Origin of the sequence: Chitinophaga sp. ARDCPP14, from assembly GCF_051362515.1 — a bacterium.
Classification (GTDB): domain Bacteria; phylum Bacteroidota; class Bacteroidia; order Chitinophagales; family Chitinophagaceae; genus Chitinophaga.
Map to the genome: position 1 here is coordinate 272,247 of NZ_JBKIXB010000008.1, position 16,936 is coordinate 289,182.

The 16,936-nt window shown below is 47.6% G+C and carries 12 protein-coding genes; all 12 read left to right on the forward strand.

The window, feature by feature from the left end:
• The first annotated feature begins 211 nt into the window (after positions 1–211).
• The 12 genes from ACLHR0_RS22315 (at position 212) to ACLHR0_RS22370 (ending at position 16,911) form a co-directional block, all read left to right on the forward strand.
• The gene (locus tag ACLHR0_RS22315; protein ID WP_436489628.1) at positions 212–3,748 is read left to right on the forward strand and encodes a SusC/RagA family TonB-linked outer membrane protein; all 3,537 of its coding nucleotides are present in this window, start codon (positions 212–214) and stop codon (positions 3,746–3,748) included.
• An 18-nt stretch (positions 3,749–3,766) separates the two neighbouring features.
• Positions 3,767–5,149: a RagB/SusD family nutrient uptake outer membrane protein gene (locus tag ACLHR0_RS22320; protein WP_436489630.1), complete on the forward strand. Its 1,383-nt coding sequence runs from the start codon at positions 3,767–3,769 to the stop codon at positions 5,147–5,149.
• Positions 5,150–5,182: 33 nt separating this feature from the next.
• The gene (locus ACLHR0_RS22325; protein ID WP_436489632.1) at positions 5,183–6,115 is read left to right on the forward strand and encodes an ABC transporter ATP-binding protein; all 933 of its coding nucleotides are present in this window, start codon (positions 5,183–5,185) and stop codon (positions 6,113–6,115) included.
• A 7-nt stretch (positions 6,116–6,122) separates the two neighbouring features.
• Entirely contained in the window at positions 6,123–8,423 is a 2,301-nt protein-coding gene (locus ACLHR0_RS22330; protein WP_436489634.1) for a Gldg family protein, read from the forward strand.
• Between the two features lie 27 nt (positions 8,424–8,450).
• Positions 8,451–9,800, forward strand: a complete 1,350-nt coding sequence (locus tag ACLHR0_RS22335) for a MutS-related protein (RefSeq protein ID WP_429047024.1) — start codon at positions 8,451–8,453, stop codon at positions 9,798–9,800.
• Positions 9,797–11,128 carry a MutS-related protein gene (locus ACLHR0_RS22340; RefSeq protein WP_436489637.1) on the forward strand — a complete coding sequence of 444 codons (1,332 nt, stop codon included), beginning with the start codon at positions 9,797–9,799 and terminating at the stop codon, positions 11,126–11,128. Before ACLHR0_RS22335 ends, ACLHR0_RS22340 begins: the two co-directional genes overlap by 4 nt.
• Before the next feature lie 131 nt (positions 11,129–11,259).
• Positions 11,260–11,892, forward strand: coding sequence for a hydrolase (locus ACLHR0_RS22345; protein WP_429047027.1), 633 nt, complete (start codon positions 11,260–11,262; stop codon positions 11,890–11,892).
• 66 nt (positions 11,893–11,958) lie between these two features.
• The gene (locus ACLHR0_RS22350; RefSeq protein ID WP_436489639.1) at positions 11,959–13,308 is read left to right on the forward strand and encodes an alginate export family protein; all 1,350 of its coding nucleotides are present in this window, start codon (positions 11,959–11,961) and stop codon (positions 13,306–13,308) included.
• Between the two features lie 21 nt (positions 13,309–13,329).
• On the forward strand, positions 13,330–14,094 hold the full coding sequence (locus tag ACLHR0_RS22355) for a M17 family peptidase N-terminal domain-containing protein (protein ID WP_436489641.1): 765 nt from the start codon (positions 13,330–13,332) through the stop codon (positions 14,092–14,094).
• Positions 14,095–14,105: 11 nt separating this feature from the next.
• Complete coding sequence (locus ACLHR0_RS22360) at positions 14,106–15,986, forward strand: amidohydrolase (protein ID WP_436489643.1); 1,881 nt, start codon at positions 14,106–14,108, stop codon at positions 15,984–15,986.
• A gap of 10 nt (positions 15,987–15,996) precedes the next feature.
• Positions 15,997–16,428, forward strand: coding sequence for a DoxX family protein (locus ACLHR0_RS22365; protein WP_436489645.1), 432 nt, complete (start codon positions 15,997–15,999; stop codon positions 16,426–16,428).
• A gap of 9 nt (positions 16,429–16,437) precedes the next feature.
• On the forward strand, positions 16,438–16,911 hold the full coding sequence (locus tag ACLHR0_RS22370; protein WP_370912950.1) for a Dps family protein: 474 nt from the start codon (positions 16,438–16,440) through the stop codon (positions 16,909–16,911).
• Positions 16,912–16,936: the final 25 nt, after the last annotated feature.

A 16,936-nucleotide genomic window follows, 5' to 3' on the forward strand; every position in this document is an offset into this window, starting at 1 on the left:
ATCATCATAAAAAAGATCATCAAACAGGGTTAGTCGAAAAAACAAAAAGCCGGAAGCAGTAGGAGCGCTTCCGGCAGGTAGCCGGCTAAACTTAAAATTTCGGTGTAACGAATTTTTTATCAACCAAACCACAACCAAATTTATGCAAAAAATCGCTCATGTAGAACGAAAGGGATTTCTATTGCCGGTCCCTATACAAATATTGCGGATTATGAGAATTACTACCTTCTTCCTCTTCGCCTCCTTACTGCACGTTTCTGCAAAATCTTTATCCCAGGCGGTCACTATTTCGGGGAAGGATATGCCTCTGAAGAAAATCTTTGACGCCGTTTACAAACAAACCGGTTTCGTGGTATTCAGCAACGACCGGTTGATGGAACGTGCGATCCCTATTACCATTAACGCCAGGGAAATCCCTTTGCAGGAGTTCCTGGAAAACGTATTTAAAAACCAACCATTAACTTTTTCTATCGACAGTAAAACCATCTTCCTCTCTGAAAAGCCTTATCAGCAGGAGTCTGCCACGCTTTCAGATTCTACGGTGATTCCCCTGCTGAAAGGCAGGATCCTGGATTCCACCGGTTTGCCGATACCGGATGTTACAGTGGCGGTACGCAATACAAAGCTCATGGCCGTTACCGATATCCAGGGGGATTTCTCTTTTGTAAATGTGCCCCGGAACGCTACGTTGGTAGCCACTAATATTGCTTATCAGCGAAAAGAATTAAAGCTGGAGGGAAGAAGCGCGGTTACATTCCGGCTTTATGCAGACATCAGAAAACTCGGGGAAATACAGGTAGTGGTGAATACCGGGTATCAGGCGCTTCCACAGGAACGGGCTACCGGATCATTCGGCGTGGTTACCGGGAAGCAGCTGGCACAGGTGCCGGTAGTAAGCATCCTGGAGCGGTTGCAGGGCATGGTGCCGGGCGTGGAAATTTCCACCAAAACCACGGCGGGTAAAAGCCGTAACGGGTCGGTAAAAATCCGGGGCCTGTCTACTATTAAAAGTGAGTACACCAAAGTAAGTTTAGATCCTTTGCTGGTCATAGACGGATTCCCTTCGCAAGTGTCTATTGCCAATGGCGCGCTGGACCTGCTTAATCCAGATGATATTGACCAGATCACTTTTCTGAAAGATGCGGCAGCGGCTTCTATCTGGGGCATCCAGGCAGCCAACGGCGTAATTGTGATCACCACAAAAAGAGGAGTACGTAACAGCAAACCGGTTTTCAGTTTCTCCACTACGATGGGTACCAGCAGTAAACCTACTCTTGGATATGGAGAAATGATGTCGGTATCACAATACGTTGACCTGGAAAAAGAACTGCTGGATAAAGGAAGATATTCTGATCCGGTTCCCCGTAGCACACCGGGAAGCTATTATCCGGAGAATGGCAGCCAGGTGCAGGCTATTTATTTCAGGAACAAACGCGGAGAAATAACAGATGCCGAGATGAACGCACAGCTGGCGGCGTTAGGCGCAAACGACAACCGCTCGCAGATGGAAAAATACATGATCCAGTCACCCACTACCCAGCAATATAACCTCTCTGTTTCCGGTGGCGGAGTAAACAGCTCTTACTTTCTGTCGGGTTATTTTTATAAGGAAGACCGTGTTTACAGAAATAATACGAACAGGGGATATTCCCTCAAAGCAGGGAACACCTCCAGTTTGTTGAATGGACGCGTTACAATCAGTACAGATCTGACTTTCGGGAATACAAAGGATAAGATAAACAACGCCGCTGTAAAGGCAATGAGCACTGTGTCGGGCGGTATGCGGCCTTACGATATGCTCAAAGATGCATCTGGTAACAATATTTATTATGATCTGCTGACTATTCCGTCAACAGCCAGGTACCTTGAAAACAAGGGATATCTTCCGTTTCGTTATTCTCCCATCGACGAACTGCAGTATTCCAACAGTTATAATACCGCTAATAACGTGGCATTGAATCTGGCGGTGAACGGTAATATCACGTCCTGGTTAGGAGTTAATATTTCAGGAAATGTAGGCAGGATGTTTACGGAATACGAGCAGTACTGGGAACCGGACAGCTACGACGCCAGGATGCTGGTGAATAAGGCTACCAGTTTGAGTTCCACGGGCACCCGTGTGTATGGCGTGCCTCCGGGCGGCAGGCTCGATCTGGGCAACGGACAGGGAAGAAGTTACAACCTGCGTGGGCAGATCAATGTAAACAAGAACTGGAAAGACCGGCATCAGCTGAATTTACTGGCAGGTAATGAAATCAGGGAATCCTATAGTAAAAACAGCGGGGAAATGCGCTACGGTTATGATAAGTCTATCAACGCTTTTCGCAGTGTGAATCCTTTTGTCGGATATACAGATATCTATGGGATCACGCAGAGTATCGGCGCCACTACCAGGCCGGTCACAGAAAAAACCACCAGGGCGCTGTCGTACTACGCGAACGGATCTTACACATTCGACAATAAATATACCGTTTCCGGAAGTGCACGTTTTGATGACTATAATTTACTGGGTGTGGAACGGCGTAAAAGAGCCATCCCTTTATGGTCTGCCGGCGCGAAATGGAACCTGGGTAAGGAAGAATTTCTCCGTAATATTACCTGGATAGATCAGCTGTCGGCACGTTTTACCTATGGCTTCAGCGGAAACGCGCCACAGGGTTATGCGCCGGTTACTACTATCAATATACTCGGTGCTGACTATTATACCAACTACCCTTATGGTGTGATTGCCACTCCCGCTATGGAAAACCTTGGATGGGAAAAAACCAGGATGATGAACTGGGGTCTCGATTTTTCCCTCTTTAAAAACAGGGTATTCGGTTCTGCAGAATATTATAAGAAATATACGACAGATATCATCTGGCAACTGCCGATCAACGGTACCTACGGTTTTATATCTACCTTATTTAATACCGCCAACCTGGAAGGTCATGGGGTGGACCTGGGAATCAATGTAGTGCCGGTTCTCAGCAAAAACTGGAGATGGACAGCCACCATCAATATGTCTTATAATACAAACATTATCAAAGATCCACGTTTCGAAAAACCGACTACTTACTTTGCGCCGGAGATGCTTTATTCAGGTTATCCCACAGATTACCTGTTTACCTACGCCTGGGCAGGATTGGATAATACCGGTCAGTCATTGATTTATAATGGTAAAGACCGTTCAAAGAAATATACCGTAAATGAGTATCCGTATGAAAACGTCCGTGTCTATGCCGGGCGGACGACTTCTCCCTGGTTTGGAAGTTTCAGTCACTCGGTGCAATACAAAGGCTTCGACCTGAACGTACAGTTCCAGTGCGCTTTTGGTGGTGTTTTCCTGAAACCTTCTATCCAGGATATCGGATTCAGTAATAACCTTTTTGTAGGAAGAAACGGGGACCTGGCCAATCGTTGGAGACAGCCGGGAGATGAAGCTTTTACCAATGTTCCGGGACTGGAATTCGGTGACAATACCTCTTTCTATACCAGCTCGGCCCGTTACAGGGAATCAGATCTGTTGGTAAGAAGCCGCAGTAATATCAAATTGCAGCAGGTGATGCTGTCTTATACTATTCCTGCTACTTTACTGGGAAAAGCAGGACTGAAAAGCCTGACCGTTTCAGCGCTCGCACGCAACCTCGGAATGATCTGGGCAGCCAATAAGGAGAAGCTGGACCCCGATTATCTCTATACCACCGGGAATAACTACCAGCTTCCTCCATTAACCAATTATTCTTTCAGAGTTGCACTGAGTTTCTAATTCATTAAACCGAAAAGTATGCGTCACTATACAATAGTTATTGTTTTTTTATTACTGGGTGCCGGCATGGTTTCCTGCCGTAAATATGTGGAAGAAGTGCCCATACAGGGCCAGCGTGTGCTGGTGTATACAGAAGACTACCGCGCTTTGATGAATAACCGGGATCAGCAGGAGAGCGCCTTTGGTTCAGCCCCGCTTGTGAGCTGTGATGACGTGGAGTTCCGTGCGCCGGAGATCCAGGATAATATTAAAGGTAACACTGTTCAAACGGCCACCTATACCTGGCGTAAACCCGTTTACACGGATCTTATGCAGGACAATGACTGGAATTCCCTGTATGCCGGTATGTACACTTACAACGTGGTAATTGACGGCGTAATGGACAGTAAAGGAGGAGATCAGCTGTTGAAGCAAACGATCCTGGCAGAGGCGCTGATGCAAAGGGCCTTTACCTACTTTAACCTGGCTAACCTGTATGGAAAGCAGTATGATGCTGCTACTGCGGAAATCGATCCTGCTGTGCCGGTATTACTAAAGGCGGCTCTTTTTGTGGATTTAAAACGGGCCACGGTGAAACAGGTATATGAGCAGGTGCTGAAGGACATCACGGCGGCAATTCCCATGCTGCCACTCAAACAGGATATTAATTTCAGGCCCAATAAGGCATCGGCTTATGCGCTGTTAGCCAAAGTATACCTTAACATGCGCGACTTCACCAATGCCGCTGCTTTTGCTGATAGTACGCTGGCGTTATCAAGTACCTTGTACGACTATAATTTAGCCGTTGCCGGAAGTACCTATTTTTTCCCTTCCCAGTTCAACGATAAGCAGATCCTGCTGCGGAAAGTGCCCCGTGGAATGTATAGCGCTCCGCAGTTAAGTCAGGCAATACTGGACCTGCTCGGAACAAAGGATTTGCGCTACCAGCTTTTTGTAAAAACCGGTACTTCGTTTTATCCTTCATTTACCGGGTTGGGTTTCTGGTCGCGTGAAAAATATTCAGGCGCCCCGGATAAGCCCGCAGTGGGCCTATCCGTAAATGAAACCTGGCTGATAAAAGCAGAATGCCTTGCCCGTGCAGGCAAAACAGATGAAGCTGTGGGTATGCTGAATACACTCCGTAAATTCCGTTTCCTGGCCGCCGATTATGCAGACCTTACCGCTGCTACTGCAGCAGAAGCATTGCAACTGGTAGTGGAGGAACGCCGTCGCGAATTCTTCGGCACCGGCCTGCGTTGGTTTGATCAGCGCCGGCTGAACAAGGATCCGCAGTTTGCTAAAACTGTTACCAGGTCATTCAATGGTAACACGTACACATTGGCGCCCAACAGCAGCGGCTACGTATTTCCACTGGCCAATATACTCATCACCCAGAACCCGGAAATGGAACAAAATCCATAGACTGTACATCTGCAAAAAAAAATTATAAAATAAATGGCATCAAGTATTCTCAGAATTGAAAAGTTGTCCCACCGGTACAGTACTTCCTGGGCCATCCGTGATATTAATATGGAAATAAGCCCAACAGGTATTGTCGGTTTGCTGGGCTCAAACGGTGCGGGAAAGTCGACCACCATGAATATTGTATGCGGGGCACTGAACCAGACCGAAGGCGATGTTTATATTAACGGCGTTAACATGAAAGAGCATCCGCAACAGGCCAAAAGGGATATCGGTTTCCTGCCGCAGCATCCGCCGCTTTACATGGATCTTACGGTCGATGAATACCTCAGCTACTGCGCCGGTCTGCGGCATTTGCCAAAAGATAAAATGAAACCCTCCATAAAAGAAGCCAAGGAACGTTGCGGGGTGGATCATTTCAGCAAAAGACTGATCCGGAACCTTTCCGGCGGTTACCGCCAGCGTGTAGGCATTGCACAGGCCATTGTACACCAGCCCAAACTGGTAGTGCTGGACGAGCCTACCAACGGACTGGATCCTAACCAGATCATAGAGGTACGGTCGCTGATCAAAGAAATCGCCCGCGACAGGGCCGTGATTTTTTCTTCGCACATCCTGTCGGAAGTGCAGATACTCTGTAAAGAAATCAGGATGATCGAAAACGGGAAAATTGTTTTCTCAGATACAATGGACACGTTTAACAACTATGTAGAACCACACAGTGTGCTGGTGCATATGGAGAATCCCCCGGTGGAAGCAGAGCTGTTAAAAATTAACGGTGTTACCCAGGTGGAATTTCTTACAGAAAGACAATTGCGCATTTACTTCAATGGTGAACAGGAGATCACGGAAAGGATCATTGCTGTGTCGGTACATAATGGCTGGCGACTCCGGGAGATCAGCCTTGATAAAAGCGCACTCGACGAAATATTTAAGCAGTTATCCCATCCATCATCAAAACAATAACGGATTAATGAAGACGATATTCAGAATAGCCAAAACAGAGTTACGCACCCTGTTTTACTCACCTATTGCCTGGTTTTTAATGATTGTATTTCTCATCCAATGCGGGGCAACCTACCTCGGCGTAATGGAAGCCATCGCAAGGGACCAGGATGCGGGCGGGAAATTTTTCGGCAGTGTAGGAGAATTTGTTTTCCTGAGTAACAGGGGTGTATTAGGCGGCGTAATGCGCAATTTATACTTATACATTCCATTGCTCACGATGGGCCTGATCAGCCGTGAAACCAGCAGCGGCACTATTAAACTGTTGTATACTTCGCCTATCCGGGTAAGGGAAATTGTGTTCGGGAAATTTTTGGCGATGATGATCTACAGCTTGTTGCTGGTGATGATCTTTGGGATCTTTGTTACTTCCAGCATGTTCCAGATTAAATCGCCGGATACCGGTATGCTGTTCAGCGCTATGCTGGGGCTTTACCTGTTGCTTTGCGCCTATTCGGCCATCGGGTTGTTCATGTCGTGCCTCACCACTTACCAGGTGGTGGCTGCGGTATGCACCTTTGTAATGATAGGCCTGTTATCCTATGTAGGCACACTCTGGCAGGATATTGCATTTGTGCGGAACCTGACTTACTTTCTGTCTATTTCAGGGCGTACGGGGAACATGCTGCTGGGGCTCATTACTTCAAAGGATGTGATCTATTTCCTGGCCATCGTTTATCTTTTCCTCGGGCTCAGTATCTATAAGCTGAAAGCCGGCATGGAATCCAAACCGGCTATTGTAAAAACAGGAAGATATGCTTTTGTGATAGTGTCCACACTGGCCGTTGGCTACTTTAGCTCCATCCCTTCAATGGTGGGCTATTATGACGCCAGCCGTGGCAAGCAAAGAACGCTGACACCCAATGCGCAGAAAATTATAAGGGAACTGGGAGATGCTCCCCTGGAAGTGACGGCATATAATAACCTGCTGGGACGCCACTGGGACCTGGGCAGCCCCGATTCATATAACCGGAACCTGGGCCGTTGGGAACCCTATACCCGGTTCAAACATAACATTGAACTTAAAACGGTTTTATATTATGATTCATCCTATGAAAATCCCGGTATGTACCGGTACTACCAGGGCAAAACGTTGGACCAGATAGCCAAGCAATATGCAGATAGCAGGGATCTTTCAATGGATCAGTTTAAAACGCCGGCTGAAATGCGGAAGGTGATTAACCTGAAACCGGAGTTGAACCGGTACGTAATGCAACTGAAGTATAAAGGGAAAACGACGTTCCTCCGGGTGTTTGATGACAACCAGGAATGGCCGGGCGAAACGGAAGTATCGGCTGCATTTAAGCGTTTGCTGCAGGCAAAAATGCCCAAAATAGTTTTCCTGACAGGGCACCTGGAGAGAAGTATAAATAAGCTGGGAGACAGGGAATATAAAGTGCTCACGAACCTCACTACCTTCCGTAACTCATTGCTGAACCAGGGTTTTGACGTGGATACACTATCATTGGAGTCGCAGGATATTCCCACTGATATCTCCGCCCTGGTATTGGCCGATCCGAAGGTGGCCATCACAACGGCTGGTATGGAGAAATTGCAGCGTTATGTAAACAATGGCGGAAACTTGCTGGTGGCCGGAGAGCCGGGCAAGCAAGCCATATTGAATCCTTTTCTGCGGCAGCTGGGCGTGCAATTGATGGATGGTATATTAGTGCAAACCAGCAAAGACCTGCAACCGGAGCTGATCACGCCTTATCTCACAGCCACGGTCGCATCGTTTTATCCGGCGCTGGCGCATAGTCACCACGATAGCGCTATGGCTTCCATGCCGCGGGCAACAGCCCTCTCTTATAGCGATACCGGCGCATTCACCATCAAGCCATTGCTGGTAACGGATATAAGAAACTGCTGGCTGAAGAAAGATAACCTTGTAACCGATTCTGCGGAAGTGGTTTTCTTACCGGAAAGGGGCGACGAGCGCAAATCTTTTGCCACAGCGGTTTCCCTGACACGGAAGATCAATAACAAAGAACAACGCATTATAGTGACCGGTGATGCCGATTTCATGGGCAACGCGGAGCTGCAGCGTTTTAATTTAAGAGCCGCCAATTTTGTTTTTAATACCGCTTTGTTCAGCTGGCTCAGTTATGGCGAATTCCCGATCGATAGCACCCGCCCCAAGCCGGAAGATACAGCCGTACTGTTAACAAAAGACCAGGTGAAGTTCCTGCGGATTATTTACCTGTGGGTATTGCCCGGCATCCTGCTGGCATTCGGCGCCATATTGCTCATCAGACGGAAAAGGAAATAGTCAGGGATAGTTTTAATTTTTTATAAGATGATTTTTAATACCGATAAGCAAACCCTTACTGATCTCAATATACTGGGGAAACCGGGAGCTGATTCCATCTACACTGTTTTTAATCATACCAGCACACGTGGTGGCGCCGCTGTGCTGGAAGATATGTTCAGGTACCCGCTTGCGGAAAAAACCGCTATCAACAATAGAAGCGGCAAGATCCGGTTTCTTCAGTCTGTTGATGCCCGTTTCCCCTTCAGCAGCGGTTTGTTCGACGTAATAGAAGGCTACCTGGCCGTGCAGGACGACCGGACCCGTTTATCGCCGGAGGGCAATACCCTGGCAAGGAAATTCAACCACCTGATAGCGGCCGATACTAATTTTAAAACGGTCAGCGATGGGGTCCGGTCGGTGATAGAAATGCTGCAAACGCTGCAAGGGTTTTTTATTGATATGACAAAAATGTCCGCTGATCACCCATACCTGCCGGATATCGCTGAAATGAAAAAACTCCTGCAAGACCCGGCACTGGAGCCGGTATTGCAGGAGCCGGCGGGAACTAAATTGCCTTACGACAAAGTAGTAGCCTATGATCAACTGCTCAGGTTCCGGTTCAGAAATGAACTGGGCAAAATGTTGTCGCTGATCTATCACTTAGATGTATATATCACGGTAGCCAACGTGGCGGCACAAAGAAAATTTATATTCCCGGTTGCATTGGATGCCGGTAGTCATCATATACGGCTGGAGGGCGTTTACCATCCCCAGGTAGCGAAGGCGGTGCCCAATACGATACATATTACCCCGGAAAGCAACGTGGTTTTTTTAACCGGCGCCAACATGGCGGGTAAGTCCACCTTTATGAAATCACTGGGCATAGCCATGTTCCTGGCGCATATGGGTTTTCCCGTTCCTGCGGAGAAAATGGAGTTTGCCGTAAGGGATGGTATTTACACCACTATCAATTTACCGGACGACCTTTCCTCCGGAAGCAGCCATTTTTACACGGAGGTATTGCGGATAAAAAAGATCGCCAGGGAGCTGTCGAAAGCCAGGAACCTGTTGCTCATCTTTGATGAACTTTTCAGGGGCACCAATGTAAAAGACGCCTATGAAGGTACGGTGGCAGTTACCGCTGCCTTTGCAGAAAGAGAGAATGGTGTTTTTGTCATTTCAACGCATATCACCGAGGCGGGAGAAGTGCTGAAAGAGCAGTGCCGTAACATTCAATTCATTTTTCTGCCTACCCGCATGGAAAACAACAAACCCGTTTATACCTACCGGTTAGCCAATGGTATTACCACCGACCGGCATGGGATGATTATTATCAAAAATGAAGGTATCCTGGATATCATTGGCAAAAAGAAAGATAAAAATAAGGACGTATGAGTTTTCTCGCAGACAAACAAACGCTTGATGATCTGAACATTCCCGGGAGGTACAACAACAAATCCATTTACCGTATATTCGACAACGTTATAACCGGTGGTGGCAGAAAGTTACTGGATGATATGTTCCGGTATCCGTTAACAGATCATCTTGCGATCAATGAACGCAGCAGTATATTTCAATACTTTGACAGCAACCCTGCTGTACTGCCTTTCAGTGCTGAATCATTCAGCATAGCAGAAAATTATCTTACCACTGGCGCCAGTGCTACCATGCCGGCCACTGCATGGAACATAGTATACAGGAAGTTACTTAAAACAGTGATCCGCGATAACAGCTATGAGCTGCTTGTAACAGGGCTGGGAAAAACGATCACATTGTTAATAGCCTTTCGTGATTTCATTTACAAATTAGCCGAACCGGGCGCCTATGGCCCTGTTCAGGAACAGGTCGAAAAAATCCGGCAGATCTTTAACGACCGGCGGCTGCTGTGGCTCCGGAAAGAAACAGATGTAAAGAATATTCCGCTGCCAAAGCTTATAAAATACGACTACCAGTTAAGAACAGGATGCCTGGAGGAGATGAAGACTGTGATAGACATTATTTACCAGTTTGATGTATATATAGCCGTATCCACTGTTGCGCGGACAAAGCACTTTTGTTACGCCAGGGCTTTACCCAAACATAAAAATGTAATCAATATCAGCGGATTGTTTCACCCCTCAGTGGAGCATGCCGTGCCTAACGATATTTCATTTCATCCGGCATCGAATGTTGCTTTTCTTACCGGGGCAAATATGGCGGGGAAGTCAACATTTATGAAGTCGTTTGGCATTGCCGTTTTTTTATCACATATGGGGTTCCCGGTGCCGGCAGCGGAAATGGAGTTCTCTGTAAAAGACGGGCTCTTTTCTACAATTAATGTCCCCGATAACCTGGAGCATGGCTATAGTCACTTTTATGCGGAAGTATTGCGGGTGAAAAGTGTAGCGGAGCAGGTAGGAGCGTCAAAAGATCTCGTAGTTATATTCGATGAGCTATTTAAAGGCACCAATGTAAAGGATGCTTATGATGCTACGCTCGCTATTACTGCTGCTTTTTCGGAACACAGGAATTGTTTCTTTATTATATCCTCGCATATTATCGAAGTGGGCGAGGCCCTGAAAAAACAGGATGGAAGTTACCGCTTTTTATACCTGCCAACGGTGATGGAAGGAAATGTGCCCAGGTATACTTATCAATTGAAAGAGGGTATTACGGCAGATCGTCATGGTATGATTATTATCGGGAATGAAGGGTTAATAGCATTGATCCGTAAGCGGGAGTGAGTTTTATGCACGATCATAAATTTACGATATGTCGTATATTTTTTATTAAATAGTTTTGCTTATGATGTTGATTATGAGATGATTGCGAGGTGGCATCTTTGTTGTCTTACCGGGCGGAAACTATTTAATTTATGAAACCGTCACCGAATCTGTTATCACCGGAGAACCACGCATTAGTATTAATTGATTTTGAAGGCCAGATGGCTTTTGCCACCAAGAGTATTCCGCTCAGTGAACTGCGTACCAATACCGCCATTGTTGCCGGCGCTTCAAAGATCTTTAATATCCCTACCATTGTAACAACAGTTGCCGAAGAAACCTTTTCAGGCCCTGTATTTCCTGAAATTGAAGAATTTTACCCACAGGCTACTTCCGGGTACATCGACCGTACCTCCATGAATACCTGGGAAGATGAAGCTGCGTATAAAGCCATTACCGGCGCCGGCAAAAAGAAGCTGGTACTTGCTGGCCTGTGGACAGGCGTTTGTATTGTAGGTCCTGCGCTGTCGGCCATTGAAGAAGGCTATACCGTGTATGTTATTACCGATGCCTGTGGCGACGTTAGCCCCGAAGCGCATGAACGCTCCGTGCAACGCATGGTGCACGCAGGCGTTAAACCCATTACCGCTATTCAGTACCTGCTGGAATTGCAGAGAGATTGGGCCAGACAGGAAACGTATGTAGCAGTTACCGACCTGATGAAAAAGTATGGTGGTTCTTATGGCATAGGCATTCATTATGCCCATCATATGCTTAAACACTGATTTCTTCTGTAAAATCCTCTACCAGCTTTGCGAGTTTCCAATTTCTGTTTATGGCAAAAGTCAGCAATGCTGATCATGCTCCTGCTGATCAGCCATGCAGGTTTCACACAATCATTTAAAGGGATGCGTTTTGATGAGAATTATGCCTACCTGCGTGATTCTGCACCCACCTTTTATCGCCAGGTAAAATATACTTCCCTCTCCGCTGAACATAACATCTATGTTTCTTTCGGCGGATCGGCAAGGTGGGAATATGTTGATTTTAATAATGAAGACTGGGGACGGCTGGGAACAGGTCACAATAATTTCTTATTGCAGCGCTACGACCTTCATGCGGATGTTCACCTCGGAGAACGCATCCGGGTGTTCACGCAGCTGCGAAGTGCCTGGGAAGGAGGTCGTAAAAACGGTCCCAGGCCTATTGATGAAGATCACCTGAATATTCAGAACCTCTTTATTGATGCACAGCTGTATAAACGTAACACAAACAGCCTTACTGTCCGCGCCGGCCGCCAGGAGCTGGACTATGGCAGCGGGCGGCTGATCTCTGTCCGCGAAGGGCCCAACCTGCGGCTTTATTTTGATGGACTTAAATTAATGTATGCCGCCGCAGGTTTTACCGCAGACGCATTTGCAATGGCAGCAGACACCGTGAACACAGGCGCATTCGACAATAAGATCAGCAAACAGGTAAACCTCTGGGGGCTATATGCGAAGCGTATTTTCCCCCGGGCTGGTAACCTGGATGTGTATTACCTGGGTGTCCGGCGGGATCTGGCAGTTTTCGAAGATGGAGCTGCAAAGGAAGTAAGACATACACTGGGCAGCAGGCTTTGGAAATATGGCGGCGGCTTCATTTACAACTTCGAGGCGGCATGGCAGTTCGGAAAATTTGGCGTTGCGGATATCAGCGCCTGGACTGCTTCCGCAGATATCGGCTATATGTTTGAATCTGTGAAAGGCCGGCCAACGATCAATTTACGTAATGACTACATCTCCGGAGACCGTAACAAAGGCGACGGAAAACTGGGCACCTTTAACCCGCTGTATCCCAAAGGAGGATATTTCGGATTCAGTCCGCAAATAGGCCCGGTAAACCTCATTGATATCCATCCTTATGCTACTGTGAACCCGGGGCCTAAACTGCTGTTGCAGGCAGATGTGGTATTCAACTGGCGTTACTCCCTGCAGGATGGTGTATATCGCCCCAGTGGCAATTTTAACCTGGCAGGTGCTTCTTCAGCAAAAAGATATATAGGTACCGCTTACCTCGCAAGTGCAGTATACACACTGAACCGGTTTATTTCGCTGAATGCCGGTATACAATATTTTAAGACAGGCGCTTTTGTAGATGATCTGATCAAAGATCATAAAGACGGATTATTCATCAACACCAGGATTGCATTCAAATTTTAACAGGAAAATAAACTATTCATCATGAGAAATTATAAGCGTAATGGAAGTCTTTGGGTAACAAAAGTAAGAAGCCTGTTGCCAGTAATTTTTGCGTTGCTGCTGGGAACCACAGCATATGCCCAACAAGCGGCAACCGCGGATACCACTGTGAAGACAACTGCGATCGGCACTTCAAAGATCTGGGGAAAGGTAGATGGGATCGCCATCGAGGGATTGGTCCAGGGGCCTTCAGCCGCTGAATCTCCTTTACAGGTGGCTTGTGTGTTCGAGTACACGGAAGGGGATATTTTTAATCCTCCTGCATTGCCCGCCGCGCTGAACGGCATGGTTCATTTGGATGAGGCGCTGCACGGTCAAATTACAGCACTGCGCAAAACAGGCAGGTTTGCCGGGCATGCATTGGAAACGATTCTGATTACGCCCGCCAAAGGCGCATTGAAATCCCCGCGTTTATTATTGATTGGTATGGGCAACCGGAATAATTTCACGCCCGATCTTATGACCTCCGTGGCAACTGTGGCCATGCGTGAAGCACTGAATTTAGGCGTGACCAGTTTTTCTTTCGCCAGCGATATCAAAGATGGCGGTATCGATTCACCGACGGCCCTCGTTGCAGGTAACGTCACCAAAGGCATTATTGAGGCATACAGAACGCAGCTGTATCTCCATAAAAATAATTTAGCCGCCCCGAAAAAAATAACCAAAGTAATACTGCTTGCAGGCCCCGCATTTTTCGTCACTGCCGGCGAAGGAATCAAAGAAGCCATTGCTTCATTTCATAACTAAAACTGACGACGATGAAAAAGGCCGATTTAATTCTTTATAACGGTAAAATCCATACCGTAGACCGGCACCAGCCTTCAGCAACAGCAGTGGCGATCAAAGAGGGCAAATTCATTGCTGTGGGAGACGACGCTACGGTACTGAACGGATTTCAGGATACCGGCACGGTATTGATCAACCTGAAAAACAAAAGGGTGATACCAGGATTAAACGATTCGCATATCCATTTAATCCGCGGTGGCCTGAACTATAATCTTGAATTAAGATGGGATGGAGTGCCTTCCCTGGCAGATGCATTGCGCATGCTGAAAGTGCAGGTGGCGCTAACACCATCGCCGCAGTGGGTGCGTGTGGTAGGTGGCTGGACTGAATTCCAGTTCGCTGAAAAACGAATGCCCACCTTGGATGAAATCAATGCTATTGCGCCGGATACGCCGGTGTTTATTATGCACCTGTACGACAGGGCACTGTTAAACCGTGCAGCATTGCAGGCAGTTGGATTTACAAAAGACACGCCGGCGCCGCCGGGAAGCCGCCTGGAGAAAGATGCCAAAGGCAATCCCACCGGACTGCTGCTGGCAGCGCCCAATGCACTCATCCTGTATGCCACACTCGCCAAAGGACCGCGGTTGTCGTATGAACACCAGGTAAATTCTACCCGTCACTTTATGACGGAGTTAAACCGCTTTGGCATCACCAGCGTGATAGACGCCGGTGGCGGCTTTCAGAATTTCCCCGACGACTATAAAGTTATCAGTGAACTGAATGAGAAAAAGCAGCTGACCGTTCGTATCGCCTACAACCTGTTCACACAACGGCCTAAACAGGAGCGGGAAGACTTTGAAAACTGGACCAGCTCCGTTACCCTTCACCAGGGAGACGATATGTATCGTCACAACGGCGCCGGCGAAATGCTGGTGTTTTCTGCGGCCGACTTTGAAGATTTTCTCCAGCCGCGGCCGGACTTGCCCGATACAATGGAGGAGGAGCTGGAACGGGTAGTGAGGCTGCTGGTAGAAAAACGCTGGCCTTTCCGTTTACATGCTACCTATAACGAAAGTATCACCCGGTTTTTAAATGTTTTTGAGAAAGTAAACCGGGAGATTCCTTTTAACGGTCTTCCCTGGATCTTCGATCATGCGGAGACCATCGATGAGCGCAACATTGACCGTGTTCGGGAACTTGGCGGCGGCATTGCCATTCAAAGCCGCATGGCTTTCCAGGGCGAATACTTTGCCGATCGTTATGGGCCTGCCGCAGCGGCGCATACGCCACCGGTTAAACAAATGCTTCAATCAGGGGTACCCGTTGGCGCAGGTACTGATGCCACCAGGGTTAGCAGTTATAATCCATGGGTAGCCCTGTACTGGCTTACTGCCGGCAAAACCGTAGGAGGGTTGCAACTATACGGCGATGCGAACAAATTAAGCCGGGAAACTGCACTGGAACTGTATACAAAAGGGAGTGCATGGTTCTCCGGGGAGCAACAAAAGAAAGGCAGTATCAGGGTAGGGCAGTTTGCCGACCTGGCGGTATTGGACCAGGACTTTTTTGAAGTGGATGATGAAGCGATCAAATCTATTGAGTCCATCCTCACCATTGTTGACGGAAAGGTGGTATACGCCAAAGACGATTTCGCTACCCACGCACCGCCAACAATACCTGTGTTGCCCGACTGGTCACCCGTAAAAAACTATCCGGGTTACCATAAAGATGCTGCGGTTGTTGCCAAGGCGCCAGCTGCCGAAGCAGTTGCTGCTGCCGGGATACATAGCTGCAAAGGCAGTTGCGACGTTCACGGGCATCATCACGATATTGCCCGTAAGAGCAACATCCCTGTTAACAATTACACCGCATTCTGGGGGGCATTTGGTTGCTCCTGTTTTGCATTTTAACGCGCATATTATGAACGATATTATCATCTCCATACTTTACTCCGACCTGGGCAGCACCTGGAATAACGCCGCTATGCTGGTATTCCGCTGCCTGCTGGCACTGGAGCTGTTCAGGGTACATGGCATGAAAAAATTCCGCGTAGTGAACGGGCAAAAAGAGCATGTACCCAATCCGCTTCATTTACCGGAAAAGCTCAACGCACTGGTGGCTACGTTTTCAGATACGGTAGTGCCTTTCCTGGTAATGCTGGGCATCGGTACGCGGCTGGTAATTCTGCCGACGATTGGAGTAACCGCCATCGGTTACTTTGTGGTACACCGTAACGACGACCTGGAGGTACGCGATGTGCCCTATATGTACACGCTCTCTTTACTTTTTTTACTGGCGCTGGGCGCCGGTACCTATTCTTTGGATACCTTTTTTATTGCTTCAATTATTTAATTAAAAAAGATGATTACACGTATTGGTATTAAACCAGAACACCTTTCTGCCGTAGCCCATTCGCTGGGAAAAATAATGGCAGACGAATTCGTTCTCTACACCAAAACCCTCAAAGCGCACTGGTGTGTAACAGGACCTGATTTTCACAGCAAGCACCTGTTTTTTGAATCCCAGTATGGGCAGATGGAAGAAATAGTGGATGATGTGGCGGAAAGGATCCGGTCCCTGGGTCATTTTCCGCCGGCAACGCTGAAAGAATTTTTAAGCCTGACGCACCTCACGGAGCAGTCGAGGGAAAAAAATGATGCAACAGGGCACATCAAAGAACTGCTGTCGGACCATGAAAGTATACTGATCCGCCTGCGGGAAAACATTGACGGCTACGTAACCGCATTCCATGATGCAGGAACCAGTGATTATATCACAGGGCTGATGGAAAAGCATGAAAAAATGGCCTGGATGCTAAGGGCGCATCTTGAATAGCAAAAAAGGTTTTAAACACCACAAA